The organism is Nocardia sp. NPDC051750, from assembly GCF_044453135.1.
Lineage (GTDB): Bacteria > Actinomycetota > Actinomycetes > Mycobacteriales > Mycobacteriaceae > Nocardia.
In genome coordinates this window covers 386593-411395 of sequence record NZ_JBITCK010000008.1, presented here as the reverse complement: position 1 = coordinate 411395, position 24803 = coordinate 386593, and the positions used below count along the sequence as shown (strand labels likewise).

The following is a 24803-nucleotide window of genomic DNA, read 5'->3' as shown; positions in this document are numbered from 1 at the left end:
GCTGCCCGGAACAGGCGGTGTGGGAACACCCCACCCCGGCAACAAGCACCAATCATCGAGGAGACATCGTGATCGAACAGCTCGAGTGGCCGACCGGACGCGCGGGGCGGTCGACCGTCCTGGCTCAGTTCGGCGCGGCCCGAGCCGACTTGATGCAGTGGGCCTTGACCACCGGCGACGTGCTCGCCGACGCCGTCGTCACCGAAATGCACGAGATCGGGATGAAAGAAGCCAGAGTCTTGCTCAGCAAGGGAATCCGCGAGGGCCTGGCCGCACTCGCCGACCCACCACCCGCTCTTGCGGCATTGCTGCGGCAGACCGAGACCAGACCCCGCTATGCCGACGACCATCTGCTCGACCGCGCCTCCATGCCGTTCTACACCGCACCGGGCCCGGTCCATCTCATCGCGCTCAGTGCGGGCGCGCTCGTCCGGGTCTATGAGTCACCGTCGATCTCCGAGGTGCTGACCACAACAGGCCGGCTGGTAGACGGTGCGGAGCGACGACTCCAGGAGACCGGCGCCTGGCACGCCCAGGCGATGATCCCGGGAAGCCTGCGCGCCGGGCAGCCGGGCTACGTCGCGACCCTGGAGGTCCGGATGCTGCACGCGCAGATGCGAAAACTCGCCCTGGACCGCGGCTACGACACCTCGGTGCACGGCTATCCGATCAATCAAGTCGACCTGGGGCGCACGTGGATCGACTTCACCCTGACCGGCCGCACAGCCGAGGATCGGCTCGGATTCGGGTTGACCACCCGAGAGACGGCGGACCTCTACCGCTACTGGTGGTACATCGCCCATCTCCTGGGAATCGATGCACGCCTGGTCGAGGGCATCACCAGCAATGTGGCGGCACAGCGCATCGATGACCTCTTCCAGACCGTGACCGGACCGGTCACCGAGGACTCCGCCGCGCTTGCCGACGCGACGCTCGCCGCGGTTACCTCGAGGCTGTATGAGGTGCTGAACGTTCCACGAGCACTTGCGCGGCCGGCGCTGAATGCGATCACGCGCCGGATCCACGGCGACAGCATGTGCCGGGACCTGAAGGTCCCGGCAGCTCGGGCCGCCGACGCCTGGCTGGGCCCGGTGTTGTCCGGGCTCGCCGCGGCACGTGAGCGCCGTCGCCGCGATCCGCGACGGTGGCAAGCCGCGATCGACAAGAACCTGACGGCCGCCCGGACGCTACTGGCCGCGAACGAGTAGGACGGGGCCCTGTCGGGCCGGCTAGTACGCGTGCGCCCGATCGGCCCAGCGGGGGTCGAGCCGGCCGGTCGAAGCACGCGGGAACGAGATGCGCTCGGGATCGCCGTCGGCGGTATAGCGGCGGGCCGGATCGGCCGCCAGCACGTCGAGCCAGTAGGCCGAATCGAACGGCACCACGCCCAGCCCGGACCGGATCCTGGGGATCGCCACCGGATCCACCGCACCGAACGGCGACAGTGCCGGGTTCGCACCGACCAGCATCGCGGCATCGAAACGGTAGGTGGTCCCGCCCCACGTTCCGGCGAGCGCGAGACCGGGATCGGCCGGGGAGCTGCCCAGCGGTAGTGCCATCGTGCGGACCTGCGCACCCGGCACGGCGGCGGTGACGGCCTGGACGTTCTGTGCCAGTTCCTGTTGTACGCCGGTGGCATCCAGCCCGGCGAGATCCGGGTGGGTCGCGGTGTGGGCGCCGATCTCGTAACCGTGCTCGGCCAGCCACGGCAGCGCGCGGGGATCGGCTTCGAAGGGTTCGTTGTTGACGTAGAAGGTCGCGCGGGCCGGGAAGTCCGGGTGGTCGGCGGCGAAACGCTCCAGGACCCCGGCCGCGCAGTCGGCGGCCGGTTCGCCCGCCGCGGTGAACCGCAACTGGCTGCCGGTGGAATCGTCGAAAGTGAGCACCACCGGATGGGTTCCGGCCGGAATATCGATATCCCCGGAAATGTACTGGGCGGCAGTGATCGGGCGGTAGCCCTCGCGGTACAGCCGGTCCAGTTCCGCGCGGAACTCCGCGGGGCTCTGGTCGTATTCACCGGCGGGCGCGGCGGTCACCTGGTGGTACATGAGAATCGGGACCTCGCCGAGTTCGTCGGCACCGATCGCCGCCGGATCCGGCGGCGCCGGAGTCGCCGGTGGTGGCACGGAATTACTCGGCGGTGTCCCGGCCGAGGCGGGCTCGCCCGCCGCTCCGCAGGCGGTGGCCACCGCGCATACCAGCGCCGCCGCGACCACCCGAACACGAGTCCCCGGGTACCGCACCATCGCCCGGATATTACGTGCCGGCAACGATTTACGGTTCATCTCCGCGAAATAGAACCCCGTCTCGGCGGACTCGCCATAGTGGGGCGGGAAGCTGTTCGTGGAAGTTGGTGTGTTGTGCTCGTGCGGTTCCGGGCAGCCGATCGAAAACGGTTGGCTAGCCTTGCTTTCGGTGTCATCGTGGTCGTCCTGCTGGTCTTCGCCGGGCTGGGCGCCGGCAGATCACCGGCGCCCGATCTTCCGCTGACCGGGTTACCGCCGGGCCCCGTCGGGGCGGCGGCGTTGCGCGATCTGACCTTGCGTGTGGATGCCACCGGCCACGACCCGCACGCGGTACAGCTCACCGTGGACGGTTCGCCCGTCTCGGGACAGGTCGACGGCAACACCGTCCTCTACCGGCCGCAGGGCCTGGCCGACGGGGAACACACCGTCACCGCCGAGATCCCGCCCGGCGGGGTGACGGGCTGGCTGCGCGACGGCCCCGGCGCCACGGCGACGTTCACCGTGGACACCGCCGCGCCGGAGCTGGAGGTGACGCGGCCGGAAACCGTCGCGTCCTATCGCGACCCGGTGACCGTGCGCGGCCGGGCCCCGGACGCGGCCCGGGTCTCCATCGGCGGGCATTCGGTGACACCCGGCCCCGACGGCAGTTTCGTGAGCGAACTGCCGCACAGTCCCAGCGGGTCGGAGGTGATCGCGGTCGACGCGGCGGGCAACGCGACCACCCACGCCCTCACCACCGGGATCGACCTGCCCCGGATGCGTGCCGTGCACGTCACCGCGCACGCCTGGTCGTACGGCCCGATGCGCGACGCCGTCCTGGACCTGGCGCGGCAGGGCCGGATCGACACCGTGCAACTCGATATCAAGGACGAGGACGGGGTCGTCGGTTACGCCTCGAAGGTGCCGCTGGCCCGGGCTTCCGGTGCCGCCACCCCGATCTACGAGGCGCGGGCGGCGCTACGGCAACTCCACGATATGGGCGTGCAGGTGGTCGGTCGGATCGTGGCCTTCCGCGATCCCGCCCTCGCCGAATGGGCCTGGCACCACGGCCGCCCGGACTGGGTGGTGCAGAATCCGGCCCGGCAACCGTACTCGAGCCACTACGGCGCGATCGCATTCACCAACTTCGCCCATCCCGAGGTGCGCGGTTACAACATCGCGCTCGCGGTGGAAGCCGCCGAACTGGGCTTCGACGGGATCATGTACGACTATGTCCGCCGACCCGACGGCAGCCTGTCGAGTATGCGTTTCCCCGGCTTGAAGGGTCCCGCCACCGAGGCGGTTGCCGGGTTCCTGGCGCAGAGCCGCGATCCGGTGCACGCGGCCGGCGCCCATCAGAGCGCCGCCGTCTATGGTATTTCCGCGACCCGGCCCGATCAGATCGCGCAGGATATCCGTCTCATCGCCCCGCAGGTGGATTTCGTCGCGCCGATGATCTACCCCTCGCACTGGGGTCCGGGAGAATACGGTGTCGCGAATCCGAACGGGCAGCCGTTCGATATCGTCGCTGCCTCCCTGCGCGATTTCCAGACCGTGACCAAAGGCACGGGCGCGAAGGTGATCCCCTGGCTGCAGGATTTCAGCTTGGGTGTGAACTACGGGGATGCCCAGGTCAGAGCCCAGATCGACGCGACCTACAAGTCCGGGATCGACAGTTTCTTCCTGTGGAGTCCCAGCGTGGAATACCACGGCGGCGCGCTCGATCCGAAGTGAACACGTAACGCCGTATGCCCCGGCCGCGACGTCTCCGGTGACGTAACGGCCCGTCGGGGGGCCTGTCCGTCCATTTATCAGAAGTGGAATGGAGCACGGGACATGGCTTTCCGGAGTAGCTGGATCCTGCGATCTCGCGGATGGTTCGCGCAGCATCGCATCGCCTCGGCGATCGCCGCACCGGCGGCACTGGGAGTGGTGGCCGCGGTGGCCGCCTCCTATTCGATGACCGCGTCGGCGCCGGAGGTGGACACGCAGCTGAAGGCATCGGTCACCGAATGCCACGATATGGTCACCATCTCGGTGGCCGGTCGCGGTGACACGCCGGCCGCGGGCACGACGAAACTGCTGGTCGACGCCCACGGCAACCCGCTGCCGGCGGCGCTGTCCGGCGATCACAGCAGCGAATGGGTCGACCCGGTGGTCAACGCCCCCGCCGACGATGTCGACCCGGGCTCGTACGCGGCGGTCTATATCGCCTACCCGGCGGATATGGCCACCTACGAGGACGCCGTCACCACCGGTGTCGCCAACACCCAGCAGGTGATGACCGAGATCTCGCAGGCCTGCCCGGACACCCGGTTCGCCATCGTCGGATACAGCGAGGGCGCCGATGTCGTCCGCCGGGTCGCCATGGAGATCGGGCACCAGGAACAGCAGGACGGCGGTTACGCGATCGTCGACCCGGCCAAGGTCACCGGTGTGGTCATCCTGGCCGACTCGGGGCGTTCGGCCGGCGACGGACCGTTCCCCGGCGCGCAGAACCCGAACGGCAACCCGGACGGTTTCGACCAGCTCTACCAGAACGGCGGCACACCGGTGCCGGGCCAGGGTGCACTGCCGGACACCGCCGGCGACTTCGGGGCATTGAACGGCAAGATCGCCTCCTTCTGCTCCGACGGCGACCTCACCTGCGCGGCCCCGGAGAACATCGCGCTGCTGCAACTGGTGGTCAATGTCTCGCGGCAACTGAACGTCGACGCGCTCGAACGCGACGGCCTCACCCCGGCCACCGGGCAGGATGTCGCGGTCGCCCTCAGCCGGGTCGCGCTGCTCGCCCTCGCCGATATCCAGTCCCAGCCGAACTGGATGGCCAGCGACGAAACCTTCCTCGAAGTTCTGCTGCGGGTCTCGGAGCCGGGCTACGAACCCGGTGCCACTCCCCCCGCGTCGGACGACCCCGCGGATTCCATCTCGACCGACGAGATGTCCCCGCTGGCCTACCTCCCGCAGAAGGTCCTCAACGAGATCATCGGCCTGATCGTCACCAACCAGAACACCATCCCGGTGATCCTGTCCGACCCCTACAACCTCACCCTCGGCCCCAACGCCACCGGTCACCATTTCGACTACTGGCGCAACGCCGACGCGGCGAACGGCCGGCCGCTGACCTCCGCCGAATACGCCGCGGCCTGGCTCACCCACCTCGCCAAGCAGGCGCAGGCGGGGGAACCGGTCAACACGAAATCCACCCCGACACCCGAGGATCTGGACGACGCCTACCGGGCAGCGGCCGCCACCTCCACCGAACAGGTGCCCCCGCCGACCGGAACCACCACGGCGGCACCGACGTCCACCGGCACCGGCCCGACCACTACCACTTCGGAACGGGCTACCACTACGGCACCGACCACGGAACAACCGACGGTGCCGCCCTCGTCGACCACGGAACCCCCGGTCTCGGCCACTGCCCCCGCGGACACCGCGGCACCCGAGGTCACCGCCCCACCGACCTCCACCGCACCCACAACGACCGTGCCGCGGACCACCGAATCCACCACGACAGAATCACCCGTCCCGTCGGCGGGCGAGTCGGTGGCGCAAACGACGCGCTGACACCCGGACGCGATACTCACCAGCCCACATAAGAGGCCGGGACCGATCCACGGTCCCGGCCTCTTGTCCCTGTCCGGGGCCGACCCGGCGGCCGATCGGGCCCGGACTTTGCCGGTAGGCGGCCGGGTAGTCGAATCCGGCCCGGCACGCGACAGCTATCGGTTACGGCCCGGGTGAACCGGCCCCAGACCTGAGTGCGGTTACGTTCGCCCGCGCGCCGGTCCCGACACACGACGCTGCGCTCTCTGTGCAGTACTCGGTTCACGATCGGCGAGGATGCCTGTATGACCATCACCGCACATGATCTGGCCCATCTTCGCCGCTGCGTGGAGCTGGCTCGCGAGGCACTCGCCGCCGGTGACGAACCGTTCGGCTCGATGCTCGTCGCCGCCGACGGCACCGTGCTCTTCGAGGACCGCAACCGCGTCAAGGACGGAGACGCAACCCAGCACCCGGAATTCGCGATCTCCCGCTGGGCCGCCGGCCACCTGTCCCCGGAAGAACGCGCCGCCGCCACCGTCTACACCTCGGGTGAACACTGCCCGATGTGCGCCGCGAGCCACGGCTGGGTCGGGCTGGGCCGCATCGTCTACGCCACCTCGACCCACCAACTCTCGACCTGGCTGCGGGAATGGGGCGTCCCCGCGGCCCCGGTCGCCGCCCTGCCCATCGGCGATATCATCCCGGGCGCACTCACCGAAGGCCCGGTCGACGACCTGGCCGCCGAGGTCCAGACCCTCTACCGCACCTGCTTCGCCCAGCGTCCCTCGACCTCGCCCTGACCGCCTACTGCGCCGACCTACCACGTGCTCGCTTAATCAACTGTCCTGATCTCAGCGGAAAACGACGCGACACCCTCGCGGGCAGTCTCGTAGGTTTCGTGCATGCCTGAGTTGCCTTTTCCCGATCCTGAGCTCACCGACGGAGTCGTGACCCTGCGTGCCTGGCGACCGAGCGACCACGCACAGAGGTTCGCCGGCTTCTCCGACCCCCTGTGCCAGCGGTTCTCCTGGGGGTCGAGCGAGCCTTTCACCGAACAGCACCAGCTGAGCTGGGCAGGAGAAGAGGAAGAAGCAGCTCGCAAGCGCGGCGAGGCGATCGGGTTGGCGATCGTCGACACCAGCGACCGCGGCCGGGTGTGGGGCGGGGCATCCATCTACGACTTCACGGTCGCCGAAGGGCGAGCCCGGGTCGGGTACTGGCTCGCCGGGCACGCGCGCGGCCGTGGCAATGCCACGCGAACGGTGGGTCTGTTGGTCCGCTGGGCTTTCACCGAACTCGCCGTCGCACGACTGGAGCTGACCTGCGGCCCGGACAACCGGGCCTCCCAACGGGTCGCTGAGCGAAGTGGTTTCACGCGCGAAGGGCTCTTGAGAGCCCATCTTCCGTTCAAGGGAGGCCGCCGTGATTCAGTGCTCTTCAGTCTCTTACCCACTGACCCAGCGAGTCGGTGAAATGGCCTCAGAGCCTGTGTACGAATCGATCATTTCGGTCGCAAGCACCCGGCTGCCGGCATTGCCCTCTACCACGGAATGCGCAGCCTGATCCCCCTTGAGCGCTCCAAAGCAACTCACCTGAACCGAAAACAGTACGTTCGTCGGCGCTACCCTGACAGACACCGGCCGGGGCAACTTTCACTTGCCCGGTTTCAGTTGTCCGGCGCACCGGTAAAGGATCTGGAAGCCCTGGCACAGATGGACATCTACGCGGACGAAACGGCTGTCGAAGTACCGAAGTCGGAGAGGAGTTTCTACGGCAATGCTGCTGTTGCAGGGTGAGGCGTTCGAGGAGTTGTTCCGAGAGGCCGAGCGCGAAGCGTTCCACCTCGAAGTCCAGGACACCTACGAGACTCCGGAGGAGTCGGCGCCGTTCCGGCGGTTCCTCTCCGGAGATCCGGACGATTACGAATGGTTCCAGCCCTGGTTGTCGCACGTCCGGGAGACCACGTCCCGGGGTGTCGCGGTCAACCGTGCCCGGGTGGTTTCGGTACCGCACACCGATTACACCCGGTTCGCCATGGATGTTGCCCGGTTCAACACCGAAGCGGGGGAGGATGTTCGATACCTCTCCCGGCACCTCATCGACCCGGCCGCGCTGACAGCGGATGACTGGTGGATATTCGATGATGAAACCGTGGCATTCACTGTGTTCGAACCGTCGGGCCGCTGGGCCGGCGGAGCGGTAACAACCGATCCCGTGATCGTTGACCACGTGCGGCGGGTCAAAGAGCGAGTGTGGTCCGTCGCTGTCCCGTTGCCTGAATACTCGAATCGGTGACCGGTCCGATTCGAGAGGCGAAAGAAGCTCTCGGGGGCAGGCTCCGAGAGCTTCGTCTCGGCTCAGGCTTGTCCGGTACAGAGCTTGCCCGCTCGGCGGGCTGGCATCAAACCAGAGTGCCGAAGATCGAGTACGGCAAGACCAAGCCCTCCGAAGCGGACATCCGGGTCTGGTGTTCACTCACCGGAGCAGACGACCAGCTGCCGGACCTGATTGCCACACTCCGCAATATCGACGCCGCATACCTCGAATGGCGACGGCTACTGGCCGCAGGCACCAAGCGGCGACAACAGATCTCGGTGAAGCTGGAAGCCGAGACCGGGTTCATGCGCTGGTACGAACCGTTCTTGATACCCGGGTTGTTGCAGACAGCGGAGTACGCCGAGGAGATACTGCGCAATGTCATCGAGTTCTATCAAATAGCGGATGATCTGGACGAAGGCGTATCCAAACGGATGGAACGTCAGCAGATCCTCTACCGCCGAGACCACCGGTTTCACTTCGTCATAGCCGAACAAGCACTACAGACCACAGTCGGAGACGACGACATCATGATCGGACAGCTGGACCGCCTACTCGCTGTAGCGAGCATGCCACGGGTCACCTTCGGCATCGTGCCGGCCGCTACCCGCTACCGCGTACCGATCTCGAACTTCATCATGTTCGACGACCGCCGGGTCATGGTCGAGAACACCACAGCGGAACTCACCATCACCCAGCCGAGAGAGATCGCCTTGTATGCACGAGCATTCGACACTTTGGCCCGCCAGGCGGTGACCGGGGATGATGCCAGGGGACTGATCCGGGCAGCCCAAGAACACCGCAGGCGTACAATCGAAGGCCAAACCTGACGGTCGCCGCAGTGCCGACGTCGGCTCGCGCCGGCGCCGCCGAACGAGCCGCGATCGTGGAAACCGTGCTCGAGCAGCAGCGAGTTCTCCCCGCGCTGATGGAATAGCGGGCGGAGGCGTCGAGCGAGGCGTGCCCGGGCAGGGCCTGGACCTGGGCGACATCGGCACCGCCCTGGCACAGCCGGGTGGCGTAGGTGTGGCGCAGGGCGTGCGGGCCCAGGCCGGCCTTCTCGCCGACCGCAGGACTACCTGGGTATTCCGGAGATGGTCAAAAGGTGCTGATCGCCGCCGGAGTCGCCTGAACCAGAACATGGTTGGTCCGCGCCTCAAGAATCCAGGGTGTGGTGGCGAGTACTGGGTATGACACTGTTGCGGTTCTCCGAGATGTGGTGTGCCATGGCCGGTCTCCCGGTACTATGGGCCGCAGTTGCGCCGTTGGCTATGGCAGTCCTCTACCTGCTGTTCGGGTTTTTGCGCGAATGCCAACGACACTTCAGCACCCGGATGATCGTGCGCGAATCACCCGCCGGCACCGTGGTCCGGAGCACCATCCGTCGTGGCAGATCGGAAACCGTGTTCGTCGTCGAGGTCGGGCATGAGCAGGCTCGACCTTCAGATGTCACCTCCTTGACACCGGTGCCGGAGAACTCAGCACAATGACCGGTCAACCATCCTCCGGCGAAGAGGAATTCGACGAGCTGTTCCGTCGGCATGCGCCCGCGGTCTTCCGGTTCGCGCTCAAGTCTTTCCACGGTGACCGCCATCAAGCCGACGAGGTCGTCCAGCAGGTGTTCCTGGCGGTATGGCGGCAGTTCGACCGAGACTTCGCCGGACGCTCCGCTGACCGGGCTGTCCGGCTGATCATGAGAATTGCGCACCACCGCGTGATCGATGTCTGGCGTCGACAACACACCGGCATGGGGCTGGGTACTTTCCTCGATGACTCGTTCCAATTGGACGAGAGGGCGGCGACGTATGAGCCGGGTCCGGCCGAGCAGGTCCTCAGTGCCGATGCGCTGAAGCGTTTCTGGTATGCGCTGTCGCTGGCATTGACCGCGACCGAATATCAGGTGGCTGTAATGGCGTGGGAGATAGGGTTGCGCAACGCAGACATTGCCGGAATCCTCGGCTGCATGGTGGGGACGGTGTTCTCGCACAAGAGCCGGGCACGCAAGAAGATTCAGCAGGTAGTCGACGATGAAGATCTCCGCATGTACTTCTCGCCCCGGATGTTGCCCCCCGTCGACTGTTCCAGGGCAGGGCGCACCGGACGCGGGCAGTGAAGAGGGGATGACAGCATGAGCACAGAAGAAAATCCCGGAATCCGAGCTGTCACTGCCGGCCGCGCGTTCCAGGAGCTGGACCGCTACCTCGCCGAGACCGACGACGACTACCACTACGACGTCGAGATCGGCCTGGCACAGCTCAAGCGTTCGCCGGATTTCGCCGTGCAGCCGAGCCGAGCCACACACATCGACGCCAGCATTATGGTGACCGACTGGCTGATCACCAGTGATGTCACTCCCGAACATGCGTACCGAGACAACGAATCCGACGCCATGGGGTGGCGGCTGAGCTGGATGCCCGATCGGCCACTGACTCGCGAGCAGGCACTGGCCGGGATGATGCTGGATGTGCTGGTCAGCGACCCGGAATTCATGCGCACCAAGAGCGCGGAGGCGCAGGCTCACGCCGACATCCTGGGCATTCGCTTCGAGCAGGCGGTGATTTTGCTGGCGCAGCGGATTGAGGAGAGACTGCGCATCGGCATCGGCGAGGCTGATCGGACCGTTCACACGGGCGGGGGTACCGAGCATGCTCCGGCGGTTTCGCCTGAGTCCGCGACCGGGTCCGGGAGCGTTGCCGGATAGCCTGGCGCCACCTGTGCGGGGTGCGCGCCTCGCAGAGGTGTGCAGGCCGTGAAGCTTGGCCTCAAAGTCGTCGAGCAGGTCGTCGATCCGAGTGTCCTCGGCTATCACGTCTTCGGCGTCAGCTCCGGCAGGTACTTGTGCAGCGTGGTCCGCGAAACACCGAGCAGTCGCGCGATCGAGGACACCGACTCGTCGGGCCGGGTGAGCAGGGCACGGGCCTGGCGGACCTGTTCTTCGCTCATGGCCGGTGGCCGGCCGAGGCGTTGCCCGCGGGCCCGGGCCGCCGCGAGGCCTTCGTGGGTGCCGTCGACTATCAGCTCGCGGATGAACTCGGCCAGGGCGGCGAAGACATGGAACACGAGTCGCCCGCCGGGGGTGGTGGTGTCGAGTGCTTCGTGCAGCGACCGGAACCCGATGCCCCGGCGGCGTAGGTCGGCCACGATCGAGATCAGGTCCTGCAGGGAGCGGCCGAGCCGGTCCAGTGAGGCGACCACGAGGGTGTCGCCGGCGCGCATGTAGCCCAGGCACTTCGCGAGTTCTTCGCGCGCGGGCTCGCCGGACTGTTCCTCGCTCATGGACGGCGGCCGGCCGAGACGCTGACAGCGCCTCCCGGCTGCCGGGCCCGCGTGGGTGCCGCCGACGATGAGCTCGCGGACGAATTCGATGATCCGACGGTGCGTTCGATCTATCGGCGGGTTCCTGTCGAAATTTAGGGCCTGAAAGTAACAATAACGTGGTGGAAGCGATACGGAGCCAAAGGGTTCCGTATCCAACCTCGAGGAGACTGCGTGAAATCGACCGTCAAGTACCTGCTCACCGGTGCGGCTGCGGCCGCGGCGCTCACCTTCGCCGGCGCGCCACAGGCGATGGCCTATCCGGTCGGTCCGTGGGGAGTGGAAGGTCCCTGCAAGGGGCTGGAGCCGGGCCAGTGCCCCTACAGCCACTCCGACGACGGACTCACCTGGTCCTACCGGGGGCATTCCTCGCACTACGACAAGATGGGCAATTACGTCTGCAACACCAACCCGTGGGAAGTCGTGCCCAGCGCATACTGCAACGCGGTGATGACCCTGGTGCGTTCGCTGCCCCCGATGCCCATCGGTGGCCTGCTCGGCGGCCAGAGCTGACCCACCACAGCCGGTACCGGCCGCGACGGTGAACCGCACTGTCACGCGAGGCCGGTCGCCGGACGCCCCACAGCGGGCAGCTCCACCCGGCTGATGATTCGTTTCAGCCGGGTGATCTCCTCACGTAGTGCCTTCTCGCCTGCCGCGGTCAGATGGACCCAGGTACGGCCGCGTTTGCCTTCGTAGCCTTTCTCGATCTCCACCAGCCCCGCCTCCTCCAGCACGGTCAGGTGCCGAGACAGGTTGCCCGTGGTCAGATCCAGTGTGGTGCGCAGGAAACCGAATTCCACACGCCGGGCCTCGTGGGCGATGGTGAGGATGCCCAGCCGGACACGCTGGTGTACGACATCGTCGAGGCCGCTGGTCGGGTGGGTCATAACCGAGTCCGTTCGGCGAGGGCGAAGCAGGCGCCGCCCAGGAGCAGTACCCCTGCCGCGGTGATGAGGCCGGGCAGGAACCCCCACATCGGGCCGAAACCCGCCGCGGCGTTCACACCTAGACCGCGCGTGCCGATCCCACAGGCCAGAAGAGCGATCACCGTGTAGCCGACGGCGAACACCAGCAACGCCGCGTTGCGTTCCAGACGAGCCAGTACGAACAAGGTCAGCCCGATCGACAACAACGGCACCATCCCGACGGCCACCGGTCCGGCCGGCCACCGGCCTGCGAGGTCGAGTTCATGGGCCCAAGCGGCGGTGATACCGCACACCAGTCCGGCACCGATCCCGGAACCCACATACGGCAGGATCCGGGCCCCGACCCCGCGACTGCGGGCGCGATGCAGATAGACCGCGGCGATCGCGGTGTAGGCCAGGACGAAGGCGAGGATCCAGTAGATCCCGGCGGGCCGCCCGTCGACCTGAACGCAAGCGCCCTGGTGGATGATCTGCACCCCGCCACGAGCGCCCAGGACCGGATCACAGGCCACGACATGGCGGCCCAGGCGATAGAAGGGCACCGCGGCCAGCACCACCATCCCGAGCAGTGCCAGCGGGAACCAGGTCTTGCGCTGCGCGAATCGAACCCGGCGGGTGAGGTCGCGGGTGGTCGAGAGCGCCTGCCGGGCCGCTGCCATCGGGGCACCCGATTGATCTGTCATGCAATTAGGTTTGCATCACAAACCCTTTTTTGGCAATGCCCTGGCGCCCTTCGACTTCCGGTGACCGATGCGGGAAACCACCCGGTCGACGCCGCAGGCCTCCACCCGGATCTCGGGGTCGGTACAGGTGATTGCCCCGATGTGCGCGCGCCGGTGCCAGTTCTATGTTCTCGTGTGTGACCGCTATTTCCCTGTTGCGCCGGGTCGGCGCGCTCGTGATCGCCCTGGTGTTGGCCGGTGTACCCGCCGCCGCGTCCGCGGAGCCGGTTCGTTTCGGCCTGCCCGCACCGACCGGCTCGCATCCGGTCGGTAGCGCCGATCTGCACCTGATCGACCCGAGCCGCAACGATCCGTGGGTACCCGATCGTGTGCGGGAGTTGATGATCACCGTGCGCTATCCGGCGCGACCGAACACCGAGCCGAAAGCCCCGTACATGGCGCCCGGGGTCGCCGCGGCCGTAGCCGCCGGCGATGCCGGCAAACTCGGCGTAGAGCCGAACCTGCTCGACTACCGCTTCCCCACCCACTCCGGCCTGGACGCACCCGTGGCCGACGGCCGCTGGCCGGTCCTGCTCTACTCGCCAGGGGCGACCCTGTCGCGCTCCCACGGCACCACACAAATGGAACAACTGGCCAGCGACGGCTATATCGTCGTGGCGATCGACCACACCCACGAAGCCGAAGCCGTCGAATTCCCCGGCGGCCGCGTCGCGCGCAAAGCCCTGCCGGCACCGACCATCGACGTCTCCAAACGCCTGATCACCACCCGTATCGCGGACACCCGGTTCGTTCTGGACCAGCTGGAACTGCTGGCGGACGGTGCACACCGCGACGCCGACGGACGGGCCCTACCGGCCGGGCTGAACACTGCGTTCGATCTCTCCAAGATCGGCATGTTCGGTCATTCCGGTGGCGGATTCACCACCGCCGAGACCATGCTCGTCGACCAGCGCATCAGCGCGGGCGCCGATCTCGACGGCAGTATGGCCTACTCCCAATCCGCCCGCGACTTCGGCCGAGCCGCCGACGAAGGCCTGGACCGGCCGTTCCTGCTGATGAGCGCCGGCGACCACAGTCTCGACACCGACGCATCCTGGCAACAATTCCTCGGCCACCACCGCGGCCCGCTCTGCCGAGTCCACCTGCCCGACGGCGAACACTTCAGCTACACCGACTACCAAATCCTGCTCCCCCAGCTGGGCGGCGCCGCAACAGCGTTCGTCGGCGCCATCGATCCCACCCACAGCCTCACCGTTCAGCACCACACACTCAGCACCTTCTTCGGCACCCACCTACCCCACACCCGCGACGAGAACCGAACAACAGCACCCGGCTGCCCATGAACCCGCAGCCGGGCCGCATCACCTCGTCTAGGCAAGCCGCTGATAAGTCCTGAACCGGAGCCAGGTCCACACCGGCCGACCGGCGCGACCGGGGTCTGTCAGTGATCTTGTGGGCGGGGCGGTGATCGGAGAGGCTGAGGCGGCTTGTCTCAGCGGAAGGGATCATCGTGTCGGAGAAGTCGGTGCCGGCGGCCGAGGAGCCGTTGGCGACGGACGGTCTGGATGTCCGGATCGCCCAGGAATTGGTGGATAGGGCCCGGAAGGACGGTGTCTCGCTGGCTGGCCCGGGTGGTTTGCTATCGCAGATCACGAAAACCGTTCTGGAGGCGGCGCTGAACGCTGAAATGGACGAACATCTGGGATATTCCAAGGGTGACCCGGCTGTGAGCGGAGACAGGAACCATCGCAACGGCCGGTCGCAGAAAACGGTGCATACCGATGTCGGTTCGGTGCGTATCGAGGTACCGCGAGATCGGAAATCAGAATTCGAACCGGTGATGGTTCCGAAGCATTCCCGGCGTGTGGAAGGTTTCGACGAGTCGATCATCTCGCTGTATGCGAAGGGGTTGACGACCGGAGAGATCCAGAAGCATCTATCGGAAATCTACGATATGGAAGTTTCACGTGAGTTGATTTCGAAGATAACCGACAGGGTTGTCGACGAGATGAATGAATGGCAGTCACGACCGCTGGAACGTGTGTATCCGGTGGTGCTGATCGATGCGATTTTCGTGAAGATCCGGGACGGCAGGGTTGTGAATCGTCCGGTCTACGTCGCGGTGGGTGTCACCCTGGCCGGTGAGCGTGACGTGCTGGGTCTGTGGGTCGGCACCGGCGGTGAAGGGGCGAAACACTGGGCTGGTGTGCTCGGCGAGTTGCGTAATCGCGGTGTCGCGGATGTGAGATGATCGTCTGCTGCGATGGTTTGAAAGGGCTTCCGGAGGCGATCAATGACACGTGGCCTCTGGCCGATGTCCAGCAATGCGTGGTCCACCTCGTACGCGCGAGCTTGAAATACACTTCTCGCAAGTACTGGAGTCGGATCACTACCGAACTCCGGGCCATCTACACCGCACCCACTGTGGAAGCTGCCGAATCATTGTTCGACGAGTTCGCCGCGGAATGGGAACCGAAATATCCGGCGATGATCGCAGTCTGGCGCAACAGCTGGGAGCAATTCACGCCGTTTCTGAAGTTCCCGGCTCCCATCCGGAAACTCGTCTACACCACGAATGCGGTCGAAAGCCTGAACGTCAGGTTCCGGCAAGCCACCCGCCGGCGTGGCCATTTCCCTAATGAGCAAGCCGCACTGAAGGTGCTCTATCTCGTCGTACGGAATCCGTTGAAGAACCGGCCGAACATCACTGGAAAGGTCAGCGGATGGAAGGATATACTCAACACGCTCGCCCTGTTCTACGGTGAGCGGATAACCGAAGGCTAGCAGGACTTTTCACCGTTCCGCCCACAAAAATTCTGACACTCTCCAGGCTGGAAGTGCCGCAAGACGAGCACACCGCCCCGGCGGCGCCGGCCTGGTCGGTCTCTGGTCACTAGGCCTGCCAGCCACATATCCGCCAGCGCGCCAAATTGTTTCGCGCCTTTGTCGCCGCTATGCTGCCGACAGCACGACCAGGAACGATCGGTCACACTCCCGACGCGGCCGCAGATAAGACGTGATCGATATCGACGTCGGAGGCATCGGCGACGGTCTGGTCGTCATAGGGTGAAAACCACGTGCCGGCCGTGGGCCGGCACTCCTCGTCGACCGTCACCCCGGTTCCGTCGCGCTGCAGCACGGTCTCCCGGGCGGTGCATCCATCGGAGACGGTGCTCCAGTGCGGGAAAGCGTCCCGCGAGTAGCCGGCGGCGGACCCTTCCTCGGCAACCGTGAGACCTTCCAGCATGGTGCGGGCCTCAGCGGCGGAAGGGATTCCCGGCGGCTCGGCGTGGCCTGCTGTCGGCTGGATCAGCACGGTGACAGCGGCGGCGCACACCACAGCCCGAGTTACGGCCGGTATCCCTCGCATGATGTCTCCAAGGATCGCTCGAGCACGGCGGTTCGGCTGCGAGCCACCGTAGCCACCGGCAGCAACATCGAGGTGGACCTTCGGTGACCATGCGTGGCTTTGATCACGAATTCTGACACCGCTTGGTCGCGAATCTCGACAGCGGATTGTTCGTGACTGGTCGCGAATCTCGACACCACCGCCCCCGCCGGATTGGTTTCGGTGCGGCGGTGCCCCAACCGACGTCCCGCAGCCGCGGTTGACAGCAGTGACCGTCACAGATCATCGTGCCGCTCATGGAACCTCGACGACGGAATTGAAACGCGTTCTCGCTGCACTGATGAGGAGTCCGCGTTCCCCGTGTGGTCGATAGGCGGCATGAGAGTGCGTACCGCCATAGGCTCGGCGGCGGCATTCGATTGCGCTCGGTGTCCGGTCGGGTGGCTTCACCTGAGCATTCGGAAGTCAGTCGGGGTGATCGGCTTTAGCGCGTAGGTAGCGTTGTTCGACCGTGTTGCTGGTGAGGTCGGCTGCTCGGCGGAAGAGCCGGGTCGCGGTGGCGCGGTCGCCGGTTTGCTGGAGAAGATGAGCGCGAACAGCGTGTTCACGCTGCCGGGTGAGCGGATTGCGATCCAGGTGGTGGCGTCGGTTGAGGTCGTCGAGTAGCGCTAGTGCGCGCGTGGGGCCGTAGGCGCGGGCGACGGCCACGACCCGCGCGAGTTGAACGGGCGGGGTCGGGGTGAGTCGTTCGAGCCACAGGTAGAGCAGCGCGATCTGGGGCCAATCGGTTTCGCCCGGCTCGCGCGCGGCGTGCAGCGCGGCGATGGCGGCCTGGATTTGGTAGGGGCCCGCCGGGCCGTGGTTCCAGACACTGTCGATCAGGGCGGTGCCCTCCTCGATCAGGCTGTGGTTCCAGCGGGCGGGATCCTGCTCGTCGAGGGGCACCAGTTCTCCGGCATGCGTGCGGGCCGCGCGGCGGGATTCGGTGAGCATCATCAGCGCGAGCAAGCCGATCACCTCGGCGTCGCCGGGGACGGTGTCGTGCAGCATCCTGGTCAGCCGGACGGCTTCGGCGGTGAGGTCTACCCGGACCAGTTCGCCGCCGGTGGTGGCGGTGTAGCCCTCGTTGAAGATGAGATAGAGAGCACGCAGGACCGCGGCCAGGCGCTGGTCACGGTCGGCGTCGGTCGGTGGGGTGAAGCGCGCTCCGGCTTTGGCGAGTTGTTGTTTGGCGCGGCTGATCCGAGTGCCCATGGTGGCTTCGGACGTGCCGTAGGCGTGCGCGATCTCGGCTGTGGTGAGTCCACCGACCGCACGTAACGTCAATGCCACCTGTGCGGTGTGGCCCAGTGCGGGGTGACAACACAGCAGCAGCAGGGTCAAGCTGTCGTCGATATCGGAGTGGTGCGCGGTTCGCAGCGGCTCGGCCCTTGCCGCCGCGTCGATTTCGCGGCGGCGGCGCGCCTGATCGGCGCGCAGCATATCAATCATCCGCCGGTAGGCGATTCGGATGAGGCGGCTGCGCGGGTTGTCCGGAATACCGTCCACCGGCCACGACCGGGCCGCGCTCAGCAATGCTTCCTGTGCCGCGTCCTCGGCGATGTCGAAGTGCCCGAATCGGCGCACCAGAGCCCCGAGGACCTGTGGCGCTTCGGCGCGCAGCAGGTTCTCGATCGCGGGGGTCACGCGGTGAAGTCCGCACCCATGATCGGGCGGATCTCGATCGGTTCGCCGAGCGCTTCGACGATTCGTGCGGTGATCTCGACCGCGCGTTCGTGGCCCGCGACATCGATGACGGCGAAGCTGGCCAGGACCTCCTTCAGTTCGGCGAAGGGGCCGTCGGTGGCGATCACACCGTCGGCGGTTTTGCGCAGGGTGGTGCTCACCGCCGGATGGCCCAAGCCCTCGGTGCTGACCAATTCGCCGGAGGCGATCAGTTCTTGCTCGAGTTGTTGATAGGTGGCGAAAGCTGCCAGGGCTTCCGCCGAGGGGCTGTCGGCGCTGTCGGCGTCCCAGTCGGTCGCGGGGGTGTAACCGAGCAGTAGATACTTCATGGTCCGGCCTCTCGGTGGGTGGTTGTTGCGACGGTATCGCGGGGCCGATCGGTCAGGCGACGCGACGCTGGAAGATCGCCAGCGCGGTGGTCCATGTGAATGCGACCAGCCCGTTGACCGCGATTTGGATGCTCATGTGCTCGGGCGATATCGGCACCAGCAGCACGAGCCCGGCCACCGCGCTCGCCACCGCGGGCCACACCGCCCGGCGACGAGCGCACCGCACGCTGAGCACGAGAGCTGAGATTGCCAGCGCTGTGAAAGCTACTGCGGCAGAAGCCGAATGGGCGATGCTGTGCCAGGACATCTGCGCTACCGGCTCATCCGGAGTTCCGGCCGGGAATCCCTTTTCCGGGTCCATGGTGAAGACGCCGGCTGCGATCATCCCCACCCCGAACACCCCCACCAGAACCGGCAATGCCCGGCGACCGGTTCCCGCCGCCAAGGTGCGGCCGAGGCCCACCGCCAGCGCCAACGCACCCGCACCAGCGGTCAGGAAGGTCGCGATCTGGATCCACGCAAGGTCTCCGGTGGCGAGTTGGCTGATTGGATGCCGGGTGATGTCGAAGCCGTCGCGGGTGAGCATCTGAATGATCGCCGAAGCGAAGAACAGCGGTCCGGCGGCAGCACCGGCGAGCAGTAGACGGTCGGACAACCGCCCCGGAGCGTGGCGGATAAGGGAAGCGCCAGCAGTGAGAGTCATCGTTACTTCTTTCCTTGATCGGGGTCTTCGCTGCTACCTCGGAGCCGGCCGCGGCATCTCGACACCATCCGAGAGTGATTCAGATCACGCCGACCCGGTGTCGAGAACCACTCGGCGGCTCCGAGGTAGGGCGAATGAACACCCCTACCGAGGAGAACGAGATGACCGAGACCCAGCCCACTCCCGAACTACGGGCCTTGGACCGCTTGATCGGCACCTGGCGAGTCACCGGTGGCGCCCAGGGAACCGTCCGATACGAGTGGATGGCGGGCAGGTTCTTTCTGCTCCAGCACATCGATCTGGCCCAGGACGGCCAACCTGTCACCGGCATGGAAGTCATCGGCAATTTGCGCCCGTTCGGTGAACCGACCGGGCCAGATGTGGTCTCGCGCTACTACGACTCCGTCGGACGCAGCTTCGACTACGTCTACGACCTGACCGGGGACACCCTCACCATCTGGGCCGGCGCCAAAAACAGTCCCGCCTATTACCGCGGCACCTTCGATTCAACGGGGGTCACCGTCACCGGCGAATGGGTATATCCCGGTGGCGGCGGATACTCCTCCACGATGACCCGAGTCTGATCCCGCGTCTCCGAGCCGGGTCAGAGGAGGCCGCACCACACGCAAATCGGCAGAAGAGTGCGTTCGGCGGGCCGGCATCGCCTCTCTGATCTGGAACATGTTCACTCGCCGGATCGTGGCAGGCGGTCATCCGACGCCTCGCTGCAGGCCCGTCCCATGAAAGGTGGCGAACAACAAGACATCAGGCGCCGCAGTTCGCAGCGGTCGTCCAGCTGGAGGTGCTGTCGAGATTCGCGCACATCAAATCCAGCGATGTTGGGATTCGCGACCAAGGTGGTGCCGAGGTTCGCGACCGGAACCACATGCGGTCACAACATCCCAGGCCGACGGCAGCAGAGATTCCCGGACAGCCCTACCGCCAAGCGAACTAGACGGATCCGCAGGAGGCCGGAGTGTTCAGGAACCAGTGGCGATCTCAAAGAGTCAGTGCATCGCCGCTGTTCAGGTGTTCAGCGTAAACCTCGGCGGGGCTGCGGTATCCGTGGATCCTGCGGGGCCGGTGATTGAGTTCGCGGGCGATGGCGTCGAGGTCGGCCTGATCGAATCGACGCAGGTCGGCGCTCTTGGGTAGATATTGGCGCAGCAGCCTGTTGGTGTTTTCGTTGGTGCCGCGTTGCCATGGGCTGCGGGGTTTGCAGAGGTAGATCGGTGTCTGCGTTGCCGCGGTGATGGCTTGGTGGCCGGCGATCTCGCGGCCCCGATCCCAAGTCAGCGTCCGGCGCATCGGCGCAGGCAATCCGAGCAGGAATCGTGTCAGGTGCGGTGTCACCTGCTCGGCTTTGATCCCGTCGGGCAATGCAACCAGGGCCGTGAACCGGCTGGTCCGCTCCACCAGCGTGGCGATCGCCGACGGCCGCGAGCCCATCACCAGATCACCCTCCGTAAGACTGTGGGTGGCCCAGGAGGGTCGGGTGTGGCTGAGGTCGCCTTGCGCTGTGGTCGCTTATTGGGAATGTCCGCCCGGCTCTCCGGGGCGCCCTGGCTGCTGATTGAGATCTGCGCTCGGTCGCTGGTTTACGGATGTGTCGGCGGGGTGTTCCACGGGGGCCGCTGACAAGGCATCGTCAAGTGGACGGAGACGGGCGTGGCCGAGGTTCATAGCCGAAACCGCACGTTTACGACGCGATTCGACTGTCATCGACCACGAGACGGATCTGGTCCGCAATTTGACCGTACTGACCGGGCACCGCGCCGACCTCATCGCCGATCGGGTGCGGATGATCAATCGGCTGCGGGACCTGATGACCAGCGTGTTCCCCAGCTTGGAACGCGAGTTCGACTACTCGGCCTGCAAGGGTGCGTTGGTGCTGCTGACCGGGTATGCCAGCCCCGATCGGATCCGCCGTGCTGGACAGAGTCGGCTGGCAGGCTGGCTGCGGGCCCGCAAGGTGCGCGACTCCGCCGGAGTGGCGGCCCGCGCCGTCGACGCGGCCAAAGCGCAAGCGATTGCGCTTCCCGGCCAGGACATCACGGTAGGCATCATCACCGAGCTGGCCACCAGCATCCTTGCCCTCGACAAGCGATTGAAGAGCCTCGATGCCCGGATCGAGGAGCTGTTCGGGCAGCACCCACAGGCCGCGGTCATCACGTCCATGCCCGGCTTCGGATCGTTTCTGGGAGCCTGTCTGCTGGCCAGCGCCGGGGATCTGCGAGCCTTCCCCAGTGCCGGTCACCTGGCTGCAGCCGCCGGGAGAACCGAACCTGGACCACAGCACCACCGGCGGTCACTCAAGCAGCTTGACAACATCATTGAGATTCCCAATGGCCGGCGATCTGCCGGGATTCGACCTCGACCGGGCGCTCACTGATCGGCACGCGTTCCCGGACCACGCCTCGCCCGTCAGGTCTGCGGGCCCGTTTCGGGCTTCGCATCGGGCGTCCGGTGCGCAACCGCTGCGTCAAGGTGCGATCGATCGCCTTGCGTCGCGGGTCGAACAGCGCCAGATAGATCGCTTCGTGCGAGACCCGCATCGCCGGGTCGTCGGGGAAATGCCGCCGCAGCCACCCGGCGATCTGCTCGGGCGACCACAAGGATTTGAGCTTGTCCTCCACCATCGCCCGCAAGGGTGGGCAGGCGGCGAGTTTGGCTGGTTTCGGTCGCCGCGCTCGCTGATAGGCCAGCTGGTCAGCGGCCGCGGCCCGGTAAACGCTCCGGCCACCGTTGCGGGCGATCTCGCGTGAGATCGTCGACGGTGACCGCCCCAGCGACACCGCGATCACTCGCGCGGAGCAGCCCATGGCCGGCCCCCGCGAGATCTCCTCACGCTCGGTGAGTGTCAAATGCCGACTCTGCCGAGCTCGAGGTGGCCTTCGGACTCCTCCGGTCTGCGCCAGGAACCGGCGCACATGCTGCATCGGCATCCCGAGCGACCGCGACATCGAACTGAGCGACTCACCTACCCGCCACCGTCTCCACAACTCGTCCTGACCAGCAGGTGACAACCCGTAATCCCGCACCGAACCCTCCACACCGACATAATCACCCACGCGGCGATGCACTGACCGATTGAGCCCAAGATCAACTAATGGACAAGCGGTCAATTGGCCGGACTCTTGATGCCGTTTGACCTGATATCTCGACAAGCGGCCATATATGCAAGCTTTAACGTATCAATTTCGGAGGGTTTTCGGGATTGACTCACACAGTTACCAAGCTTTAACTTGGTAACTGTGCCTATTGAAGACGAATGCGGTGTGGATGATCTCCTGTTGGCCGAATCGGTGCGCTGGGCGGTGTCACGGCTGTCGTCGCGGTTGCGGGCCGAACAGCCCGGTGGTGAGAGGCCGCTGACGCGGATGGGGGCGTCGGTTCTGGCGAACCTCGCACACAGTGGTCCTTTGACGGCCTCGAAGCTCGCCGCGATCGAGGGGCTGCAGGCACAGTCGCTGACCCGGGTGCTCAACGAACTCGAGGAACTCGGGCGGATCCGCCGTTCACGCAGCGCGGTCGATGCCCGGCAACAGGACATCACCATCACCGACGCCGGGCAGGACGCGCTGCGCGAGCATGTACGTGACGGAAACGTGTGGCTGGCGGCCGCACTGCGTTCTTCGCTCACCGACGCCGAACGTGCCGTGCTCGAGATCGCCGCGGGTCTGTTGCGTACGGTCGCCGAATCCACCGCCACCGGCGATACGCCGACGATCTCGCGCGGCGAGGGTGCGGCACCGGCGCTGTGACCAGCGAGCGCACTGACAACTACGGGCCGGCGGCAGTCCCCGGAAGGGTGGTGCGGCACGGTCGGCTCCTGATGGTGCTGGCCGGACTCAGCGGTGCGGCCCCACTTGCCACTGATATGTACGTGCCGGCGCTGCCAGAGTTGGCCCGCTCCCTCGGGAGCGATACCGCCGGCGCGCAACTGTCGTTGACCGGCTTCCTCGCCGGGATCATCGTCGGCCAGTTGATCCTCGGACCGTTCAGTGACACCTCAGGGCGGCGACCGGTGTTGTTGTCGGGGGCGATCGGATTCGCTGGGCTGTCGGTGGTGTGCGCGCTGGCCCCGACCGCCGCGATCCTGGATATCGCTCGTTTCGGGCAGGGCGTGGCCGGAGCTGCCGGGATCGTGGTGGCGCGCGCAGTGGTCACCGATATCTTCGACGATCACGAGATCGCGGGCGTGTATTCGCGGTTGGGCGCGATCACCGCCGCCGCCCCGGTGCTGGCGCCAATGGCGGGGGGCGCGTTACTACTGGTACTGCCCTGGCGTGGAGTGTTTCTCGTCCTCGCCGGTCTCGGCGTGCTATTGGCCTGGGGAGTGTGGCGGTGGATCCCGGAATCACTGCCACCGCACGCTCGGCGTCCGGCGGGTCTGGTGGCCGGGTTGCGGTCGATCGGCAGAGTGGCAGCCCGAGGCGCTGTTCTGGCTCCGGTGCTGGCGTTGTCTTTCGGCGGCGCCGCAGTATTCGCCTATATTGCCAGCACCACCTTCGTGTTCCAGAACGTCTACGGCCTCACGGCAGCCCAGGCGAGCCTGGTATACGGCGTGAACGCGGTCGGGAACATGATGGGCAGCCTCGCCTACGGACGTCTGGCGCGGCACCGGCCGCCGGAAGTGCTGCTGTGCACCAGTGCTGCGGTCGCGTTGACCGGACCTGTGCTGCTGATGGCAGTAGCGTTCACCGTCGGCGCTTCGGTGATCGTGACCTGGTTGTGTCTGCTGGTGTCGCTGACCGCATTCGGTGTTTTCTTCCCCGCCGTGGTCACCATCGCCCAGGCACGCGGACGCGACGCCCCCGGGGCGACATCCGCACTACTCGGAGGCGGGCAGTTTCTGCTCGGCGCCGCGGCCTCGCCGGTCGTCGGCCTATTCGGCGATACCGGCCCCGCCCCGACAGCAGCGGTGATGGCCGGCGCCCTCGGCTCGGCGCTGCTCGCGGCTGTGGCCACCGCACGCCTGCGGCCACAGCCATGACCGGACCACACCCGACACCGAATACCGAGCGTCCATAAAGGGGCTATTTCCGAGCGACTGCGCAGCGTGAACCATCGATGAACTGCGATATTGACGGCGCCATTGTCCAAGAATGCATCAATTTTTGAACAGCTCATACGCGAGGCGGGGCACCGGCGCAACATCAGTGCCCGGATCAGAGGTCCTGCGCCCGCCGTGAGGTGCCGGCGCCATAGCATGTCGCCGAAGGCGATTTCGATGAGCGGAGGAACTGGATCGTGTCCTGGCGAGACAGCGCATCAGAGATGGTGCAAGCGGACCTGGACGACTTACTCGATGCGGCGATCAGCTTGGCGGAGAAGAAGTTGTCTGAGCGTGGGGAGTTCTTTCCATTTGGTATGGCGGTCGGTACCGGTGGTGGAATGCGGATGGTCGAGGCGGGGGTCGGGACTGCGCAGCAGGGCAGGGAGATGAACCTGCGGGCACTGCGCGGGATGCGCGGCGAGATCCGCGCGGCTGCCCTGGTGGTGGATGTACTGCTGCCGGAGACCGGTTCGAGCGGTATCGAGGTGCACCTGGAACATGTGGACGGGCCCGCGATCGGCGTGCTGGAGCCGTACACGCTGGACGGAGCCCAGGTGGCGGCCGCGCCGTTGGAAGGATTCACCGCGCAGCGCACCGTGTGGTGACCACACAGATGGG

27 protein-coding genes and 2 pseudogenes are annotated in these 24803 nt (G+C 66.2%); 19 read left to right on the top strand and 10 right to left on the bottom strand.

The genetic code is table 11. From position 1 onward, the window contains the following. Positions 1–68: 68 nt before the first annotated feature. Positions 69–1208 (top strand): oxygenase MpaB family protein, encoded by a 1140-nt coding sequence (locus ACIA75_RS33015; RefSeq protein WP_397110970.1) that lies wholly within the window; start codon positions 69–71, stop codon positions 1206–1208. 21 nt (positions 1209–1229) lie between these two features. Here ACIA75_RS33015 and ACIA75_RS33010 read toward each other — a convergent pair whose 3' ends face one another. Beyond that, on the bottom strand, positions 1230–2246 hold the full coding sequence (locus ACIA75_RS33010) for a polysaccharide deacetylase family protein (RefSeq protein ID WP_397110969.1): 1017 nt from the start codon (positions 2244–2246) through the stop codon (positions 1230–1232). A gap of 150 nt (positions 2247–2396) precedes the next feature. On the opposite strand from ACIA75_RS33010, the gene ACIA75_RS33005 reads away from it, so the two are divergent. The 10 genes from ACIA75_RS33005 to ACIA75_RS32960 all read left to right on the top strand — a co-directional run bounded on the left by ACIA75_RS33005 (position 2397) and on the right by ACIA75_RS32960 (position 10794). Then, entirely contained in the window at positions 2397–3959 is a 1563-nt protein-coding gene (locus ACIA75_RS33005) for a putative glycoside hydrolase (protein ID WP_397110968.1), read from the top strand. A gap of 102 nt (positions 3960–4061) precedes the next feature. Continuing rightward, positions 4062–5795, top strand: a complete 1734-nt coding sequence (locus tag ACIA75_RS33000) for a cutinase family protein (RefSeq protein ID WP_397110967.1) — start codon at positions 4062–4064, stop codon at positions 5793–5795. A 284-nt stretch (positions 5796–6079) separates the two neighbouring features. After that, complete coding sequence (locus tag ACIA75_RS32995; RefSeq protein WP_397110966.1) at positions 6080–6577, top strand: nucleoside deaminase; 498 nt, start codon at positions 6080–6082, stop codon at positions 6575–6577. A 102-nt stretch (positions 6578–6679) separates the two neighbouring features. Beyond that, positions 6680–7249, top strand: coding sequence for a GNAT family N-acetyltransferase (locus ACIA75_RS32990; protein WP_397110965.1), 570 nt, complete (start codon positions 6680–6682; stop codon positions 7247–7249). 78 nt (positions 7250–7327) lie between these two features. Next, the gene (locus ACIA75_RS32985) at positions 7328–7573 is read left to right on the top strand and encodes a hypothetical protein (RefSeq protein ID WP_397110964.1); all 246 of its coding nucleotides are present in this window, start codon (positions 7328–7330) and stop codon (positions 7571–7573) included. Then, positions 7554–8072, top strand: coding sequence for a DUF6879 family protein (locus ACIA75_RS32980; RefSeq protein ID WP_397110963.1), 519 nt, complete (start codon positions 7554–7556; stop codon positions 8070–8072). Before ACIA75_RS32985 ends, ACIA75_RS32980 begins: the two co-directional genes overlap by 20 nt. Then, positions 8069–8923 carry a helix-turn-helix domain-containing protein gene (locus tag ACIA75_RS32975; RefSeq protein WP_397110962.1) on the top strand — a complete coding sequence of 285 codons (855 nt, stop codon included), beginning with the start codon at positions 8069–8071 and terminating at the stop codon, positions 8921–8923. Before ACIA75_RS32980 ends, ACIA75_RS32975 begins: the two co-directional genes overlap by 4 nt. Before the next feature lie 360 nt (positions 8924–9283). Then, positions 9284–9583 (top strand): hypothetical protein, encoded by a 300-nt coding sequence (locus tag ACIA75_RS32970; RefSeq protein WP_397110961.1) that lies wholly within the window; start codon positions 9284–9286, stop codon positions 9581–9583. After that, on the top strand, positions 9580–10206 hold the full coding sequence (locus tag ACIA75_RS32965; RefSeq protein ID WP_397110960.1) for an RNA polymerase sigma factor: 627 nt from the start codon (positions 9580–9582) through the stop codon (positions 10204–10206). The genes ACIA75_RS32970 and ACIA75_RS32965 overlap by 4 nt, the downstream gene beginning before the upstream one ends. 15 nt (positions 10207–10221) lie before the next feature. Then, positions 10222–10794: a hypothetical protein gene (locus tag ACIA75_RS32960; protein WP_397110959.1), complete on the top strand. Its 573-nt coding sequence runs from the start codon at positions 10222–10224 to the stop codon at positions 10792–10794. Between the two features lie 104 nt (positions 10795–10898). On the opposite strand, the gene ACIA75_RS32955 is transcribed toward ACIA75_RS32960, so the two are convergent. Further along, complete coding sequence (locus ACIA75_RS32955; protein WP_397110958.1) at positions 10899–11369, bottom strand: recombinase family protein; 471 nt, start codon at positions 11367–11369, stop codon at positions 10899–10901. 213 nt (positions 11370–11582) lie between these two features. Between ACIA75_RS32955 and ACIA75_RS32950 the strand changes: the two genes are divergently transcribed. Beyond that, on the top strand, positions 11583–11921 hold the full coding sequence (locus tag ACIA75_RS32950; protein ID WP_397110957.1) for a hypothetical protein: 339 nt from the start codon (positions 11583–11585) through the stop codon (positions 11919–11921). Between the two features lie 41 nt (positions 11922–11962). On the opposite strand, the gene ACIA75_RS32945 is transcribed toward ACIA75_RS32950, so the two are convergent. Together ACIA75_RS32945 and ACIA75_RS32940 are read right to left on the bottom strand one after the other, a co-directional pair. Beyond that, positions 11963–12298: a transcriptional regulator gene (locus ACIA75_RS32945; RefSeq protein ID WP_397110956.1), complete on the bottom strand. Its 336-nt coding sequence runs from the start codon at positions 12296–12298 to the stop codon at positions 11963–11965. Beyond that, positions 12295–13020: a hypothetical protein gene (locus ACIA75_RS32940; protein WP_397110955.1), complete on the bottom strand. Its 726-nt coding sequence runs from the start codon at positions 13018–13020 to the stop codon at positions 12295–12297. Before ACIA75_RS32940 ends, ACIA75_RS32945 begins: the two co-directional genes overlap by 4 nt. Positions 13021–13196: 176 nt before the next feature. Here ACIA75_RS32940 and ACIA75_RS32935 point away from each other — a divergent pair, with 176 nt between their 5' ends. Together ACIA75_RS32935 and ACIA75_RS32930 are read left to right on the top strand one after the other, a co-directional pair. Beyond that, a complete protein-coding gene (locus tag ACIA75_RS32935; RefSeq protein ID WP_397110954.1) occupies positions 13197–14363 on the top strand; it encodes an alpha/beta hydrolase family protein in 1167 nt (388 codons plus the stop codon). Between the two features lie 182 nt (positions 14364–14545). Continuing rightward, positions 14546–15804, top strand: a pseudogene (locus ACIA75_RS32930) (IS256 family transposase). Positions 15805–16006: 202 nt separating this feature from the next. Here ACIA75_RS32930 and ACIA75_RS32925 read toward each other — a convergent pair. The 4 genes from ACIA75_RS32925 to ACIA75_RS32910 all read right to left on the bottom strand — a co-directional run bounded on the left by ACIA75_RS32925 (position 16007) and on the right by ACIA75_RS32910 (position 19126). Beyond that, positions 16007–16390, bottom strand: coding sequence for a hypothetical protein (locus ACIA75_RS32925; protein ID WP_397110953.1), 384 nt, complete (start codon positions 16388–16390; stop codon positions 16007–16009). Between the two features lie 444 nt (positions 16391–16834). Then, on the bottom strand, positions 16835–18055 hold the full coding sequence (locus tag ACIA75_RS32920; RefSeq protein ID WP_397110952.1) for an RNA polymerase sigma factor: 1221 nt from the start codon (positions 18053–18055) through the stop codon (positions 16835–16837). Beyond that, the gene (locus ACIA75_RS32915; RefSeq protein ID WP_397110951.1) at positions 18052–18423 is read right to left on the bottom strand and encodes a YciI family protein; all 372 of its coding nucleotides are present in this window, start codon (positions 18421–18423) and stop codon (positions 18052–18054) included. The genes ACIA75_RS32920 and ACIA75_RS32915 overlap by 4 nt, the downstream gene beginning before the upstream one ends. A gap of 52 nt (positions 18424–18475) precedes the next feature. Further along, entirely contained in the window at positions 18476–19126 is a 651-nt protein-coding gene (locus ACIA75_RS32910) for a DUF998 domain-containing protein (protein ID WP_397110950.1), read from the bottom strand. 134 nt (positions 19127–19260) lie between these two features. Here ACIA75_RS32910 and ACIA75_RS32905 point away from each other — a divergent pair, with 134 nt between their 5' ends. Next, positions 19261–19710 carry a hypothetical protein gene (locus ACIA75_RS32905; protein WP_397110949.1) on the top strand — a complete coding sequence of 150 codons (450 nt, stop codon included), beginning with the start codon at positions 19261–19263 and terminating at the stop codon, positions 19708–19710. 415 nt (positions 19711–20125) lie between these two features. On the opposite strand, the pseudogene ACIA75_RS32900 reads toward ACIA75_RS32905, so the two are convergent. Beyond that, positions 20126–20584: pseudogene (locus tag ACIA75_RS32900) on the bottom strand (IS30 family transposase); the annotation flags it as partial. A gap of 148 nt (positions 20585–20732) precedes the next feature. Here ACIA75_RS32900 and ACIA75_RS32895 point away from each other — a divergent pair. Then, positions 20733–21518: a transposase gene (locus ACIA75_RS32895; protein ID WP_397111108.1), complete on the top strand. Its 786-nt coding sequence runs from the start codon at positions 20733–20735 to the stop codon at positions 21516–21518. On the opposite strand, the gene ACIA75_RS32890 is transcribed toward ACIA75_RS32895, so the two are convergent. Next, positions 21457–21990 (bottom strand): IS30 family transposase, encoded by a 534-nt coding sequence (locus tag ACIA75_RS32890; RefSeq protein WP_397110948.1) that lies wholly within the window; start codon positions 21988–21990, stop codon positions 21457–21459. The genes ACIA75_RS32895 and ACIA75_RS32890 overlap by 62 nt on opposite strands. A gap of 390 nt (positions 21991–22380) precedes the next feature. On the opposite strand from ACIA75_RS32890, the gene ACIA75_RS32885 reads away from it, so the two are divergent. The 3 genes from ACIA75_RS32885 (at position 22381) to ACIA75_RS32875 (ending at position 24790) form a co-directional block, all read left to right on the top strand. Continuing rightward, on the top strand, positions 22381–22890 hold the full coding sequence (locus ACIA75_RS32885; RefSeq protein ID WP_397110947.1) for a MarR family winged helix-turn-helix transcriptional regulator: 510 nt from the start codon (positions 22381–22383) through the stop codon (positions 22888–22890). Continuing rightward, positions 22887–24122, top strand: coding sequence for a multidrug effflux MFS transporter (locus ACIA75_RS32880; protein ID WP_397110946.1), 1236 nt, complete (start codon positions 22887–22889; stop codon positions 24120–24122). The genes ACIA75_RS32885 and ACIA75_RS32880 overlap by 4 nt, the downstream gene beginning before the upstream one ends. A gap of 284 nt (positions 24123–24406) precedes the next feature. Then, the gene (locus ACIA75_RS32875; RefSeq protein WP_397110945.1) at positions 24407–24790 is read left to right on the top strand and encodes a hypothetical protein; all 384 of its coding nucleotides are present in this window, start codon (positions 24407–24409) and stop codon (positions 24788–24790) included. Positions 24791–24803: the final 13 nt, after the last annotated feature.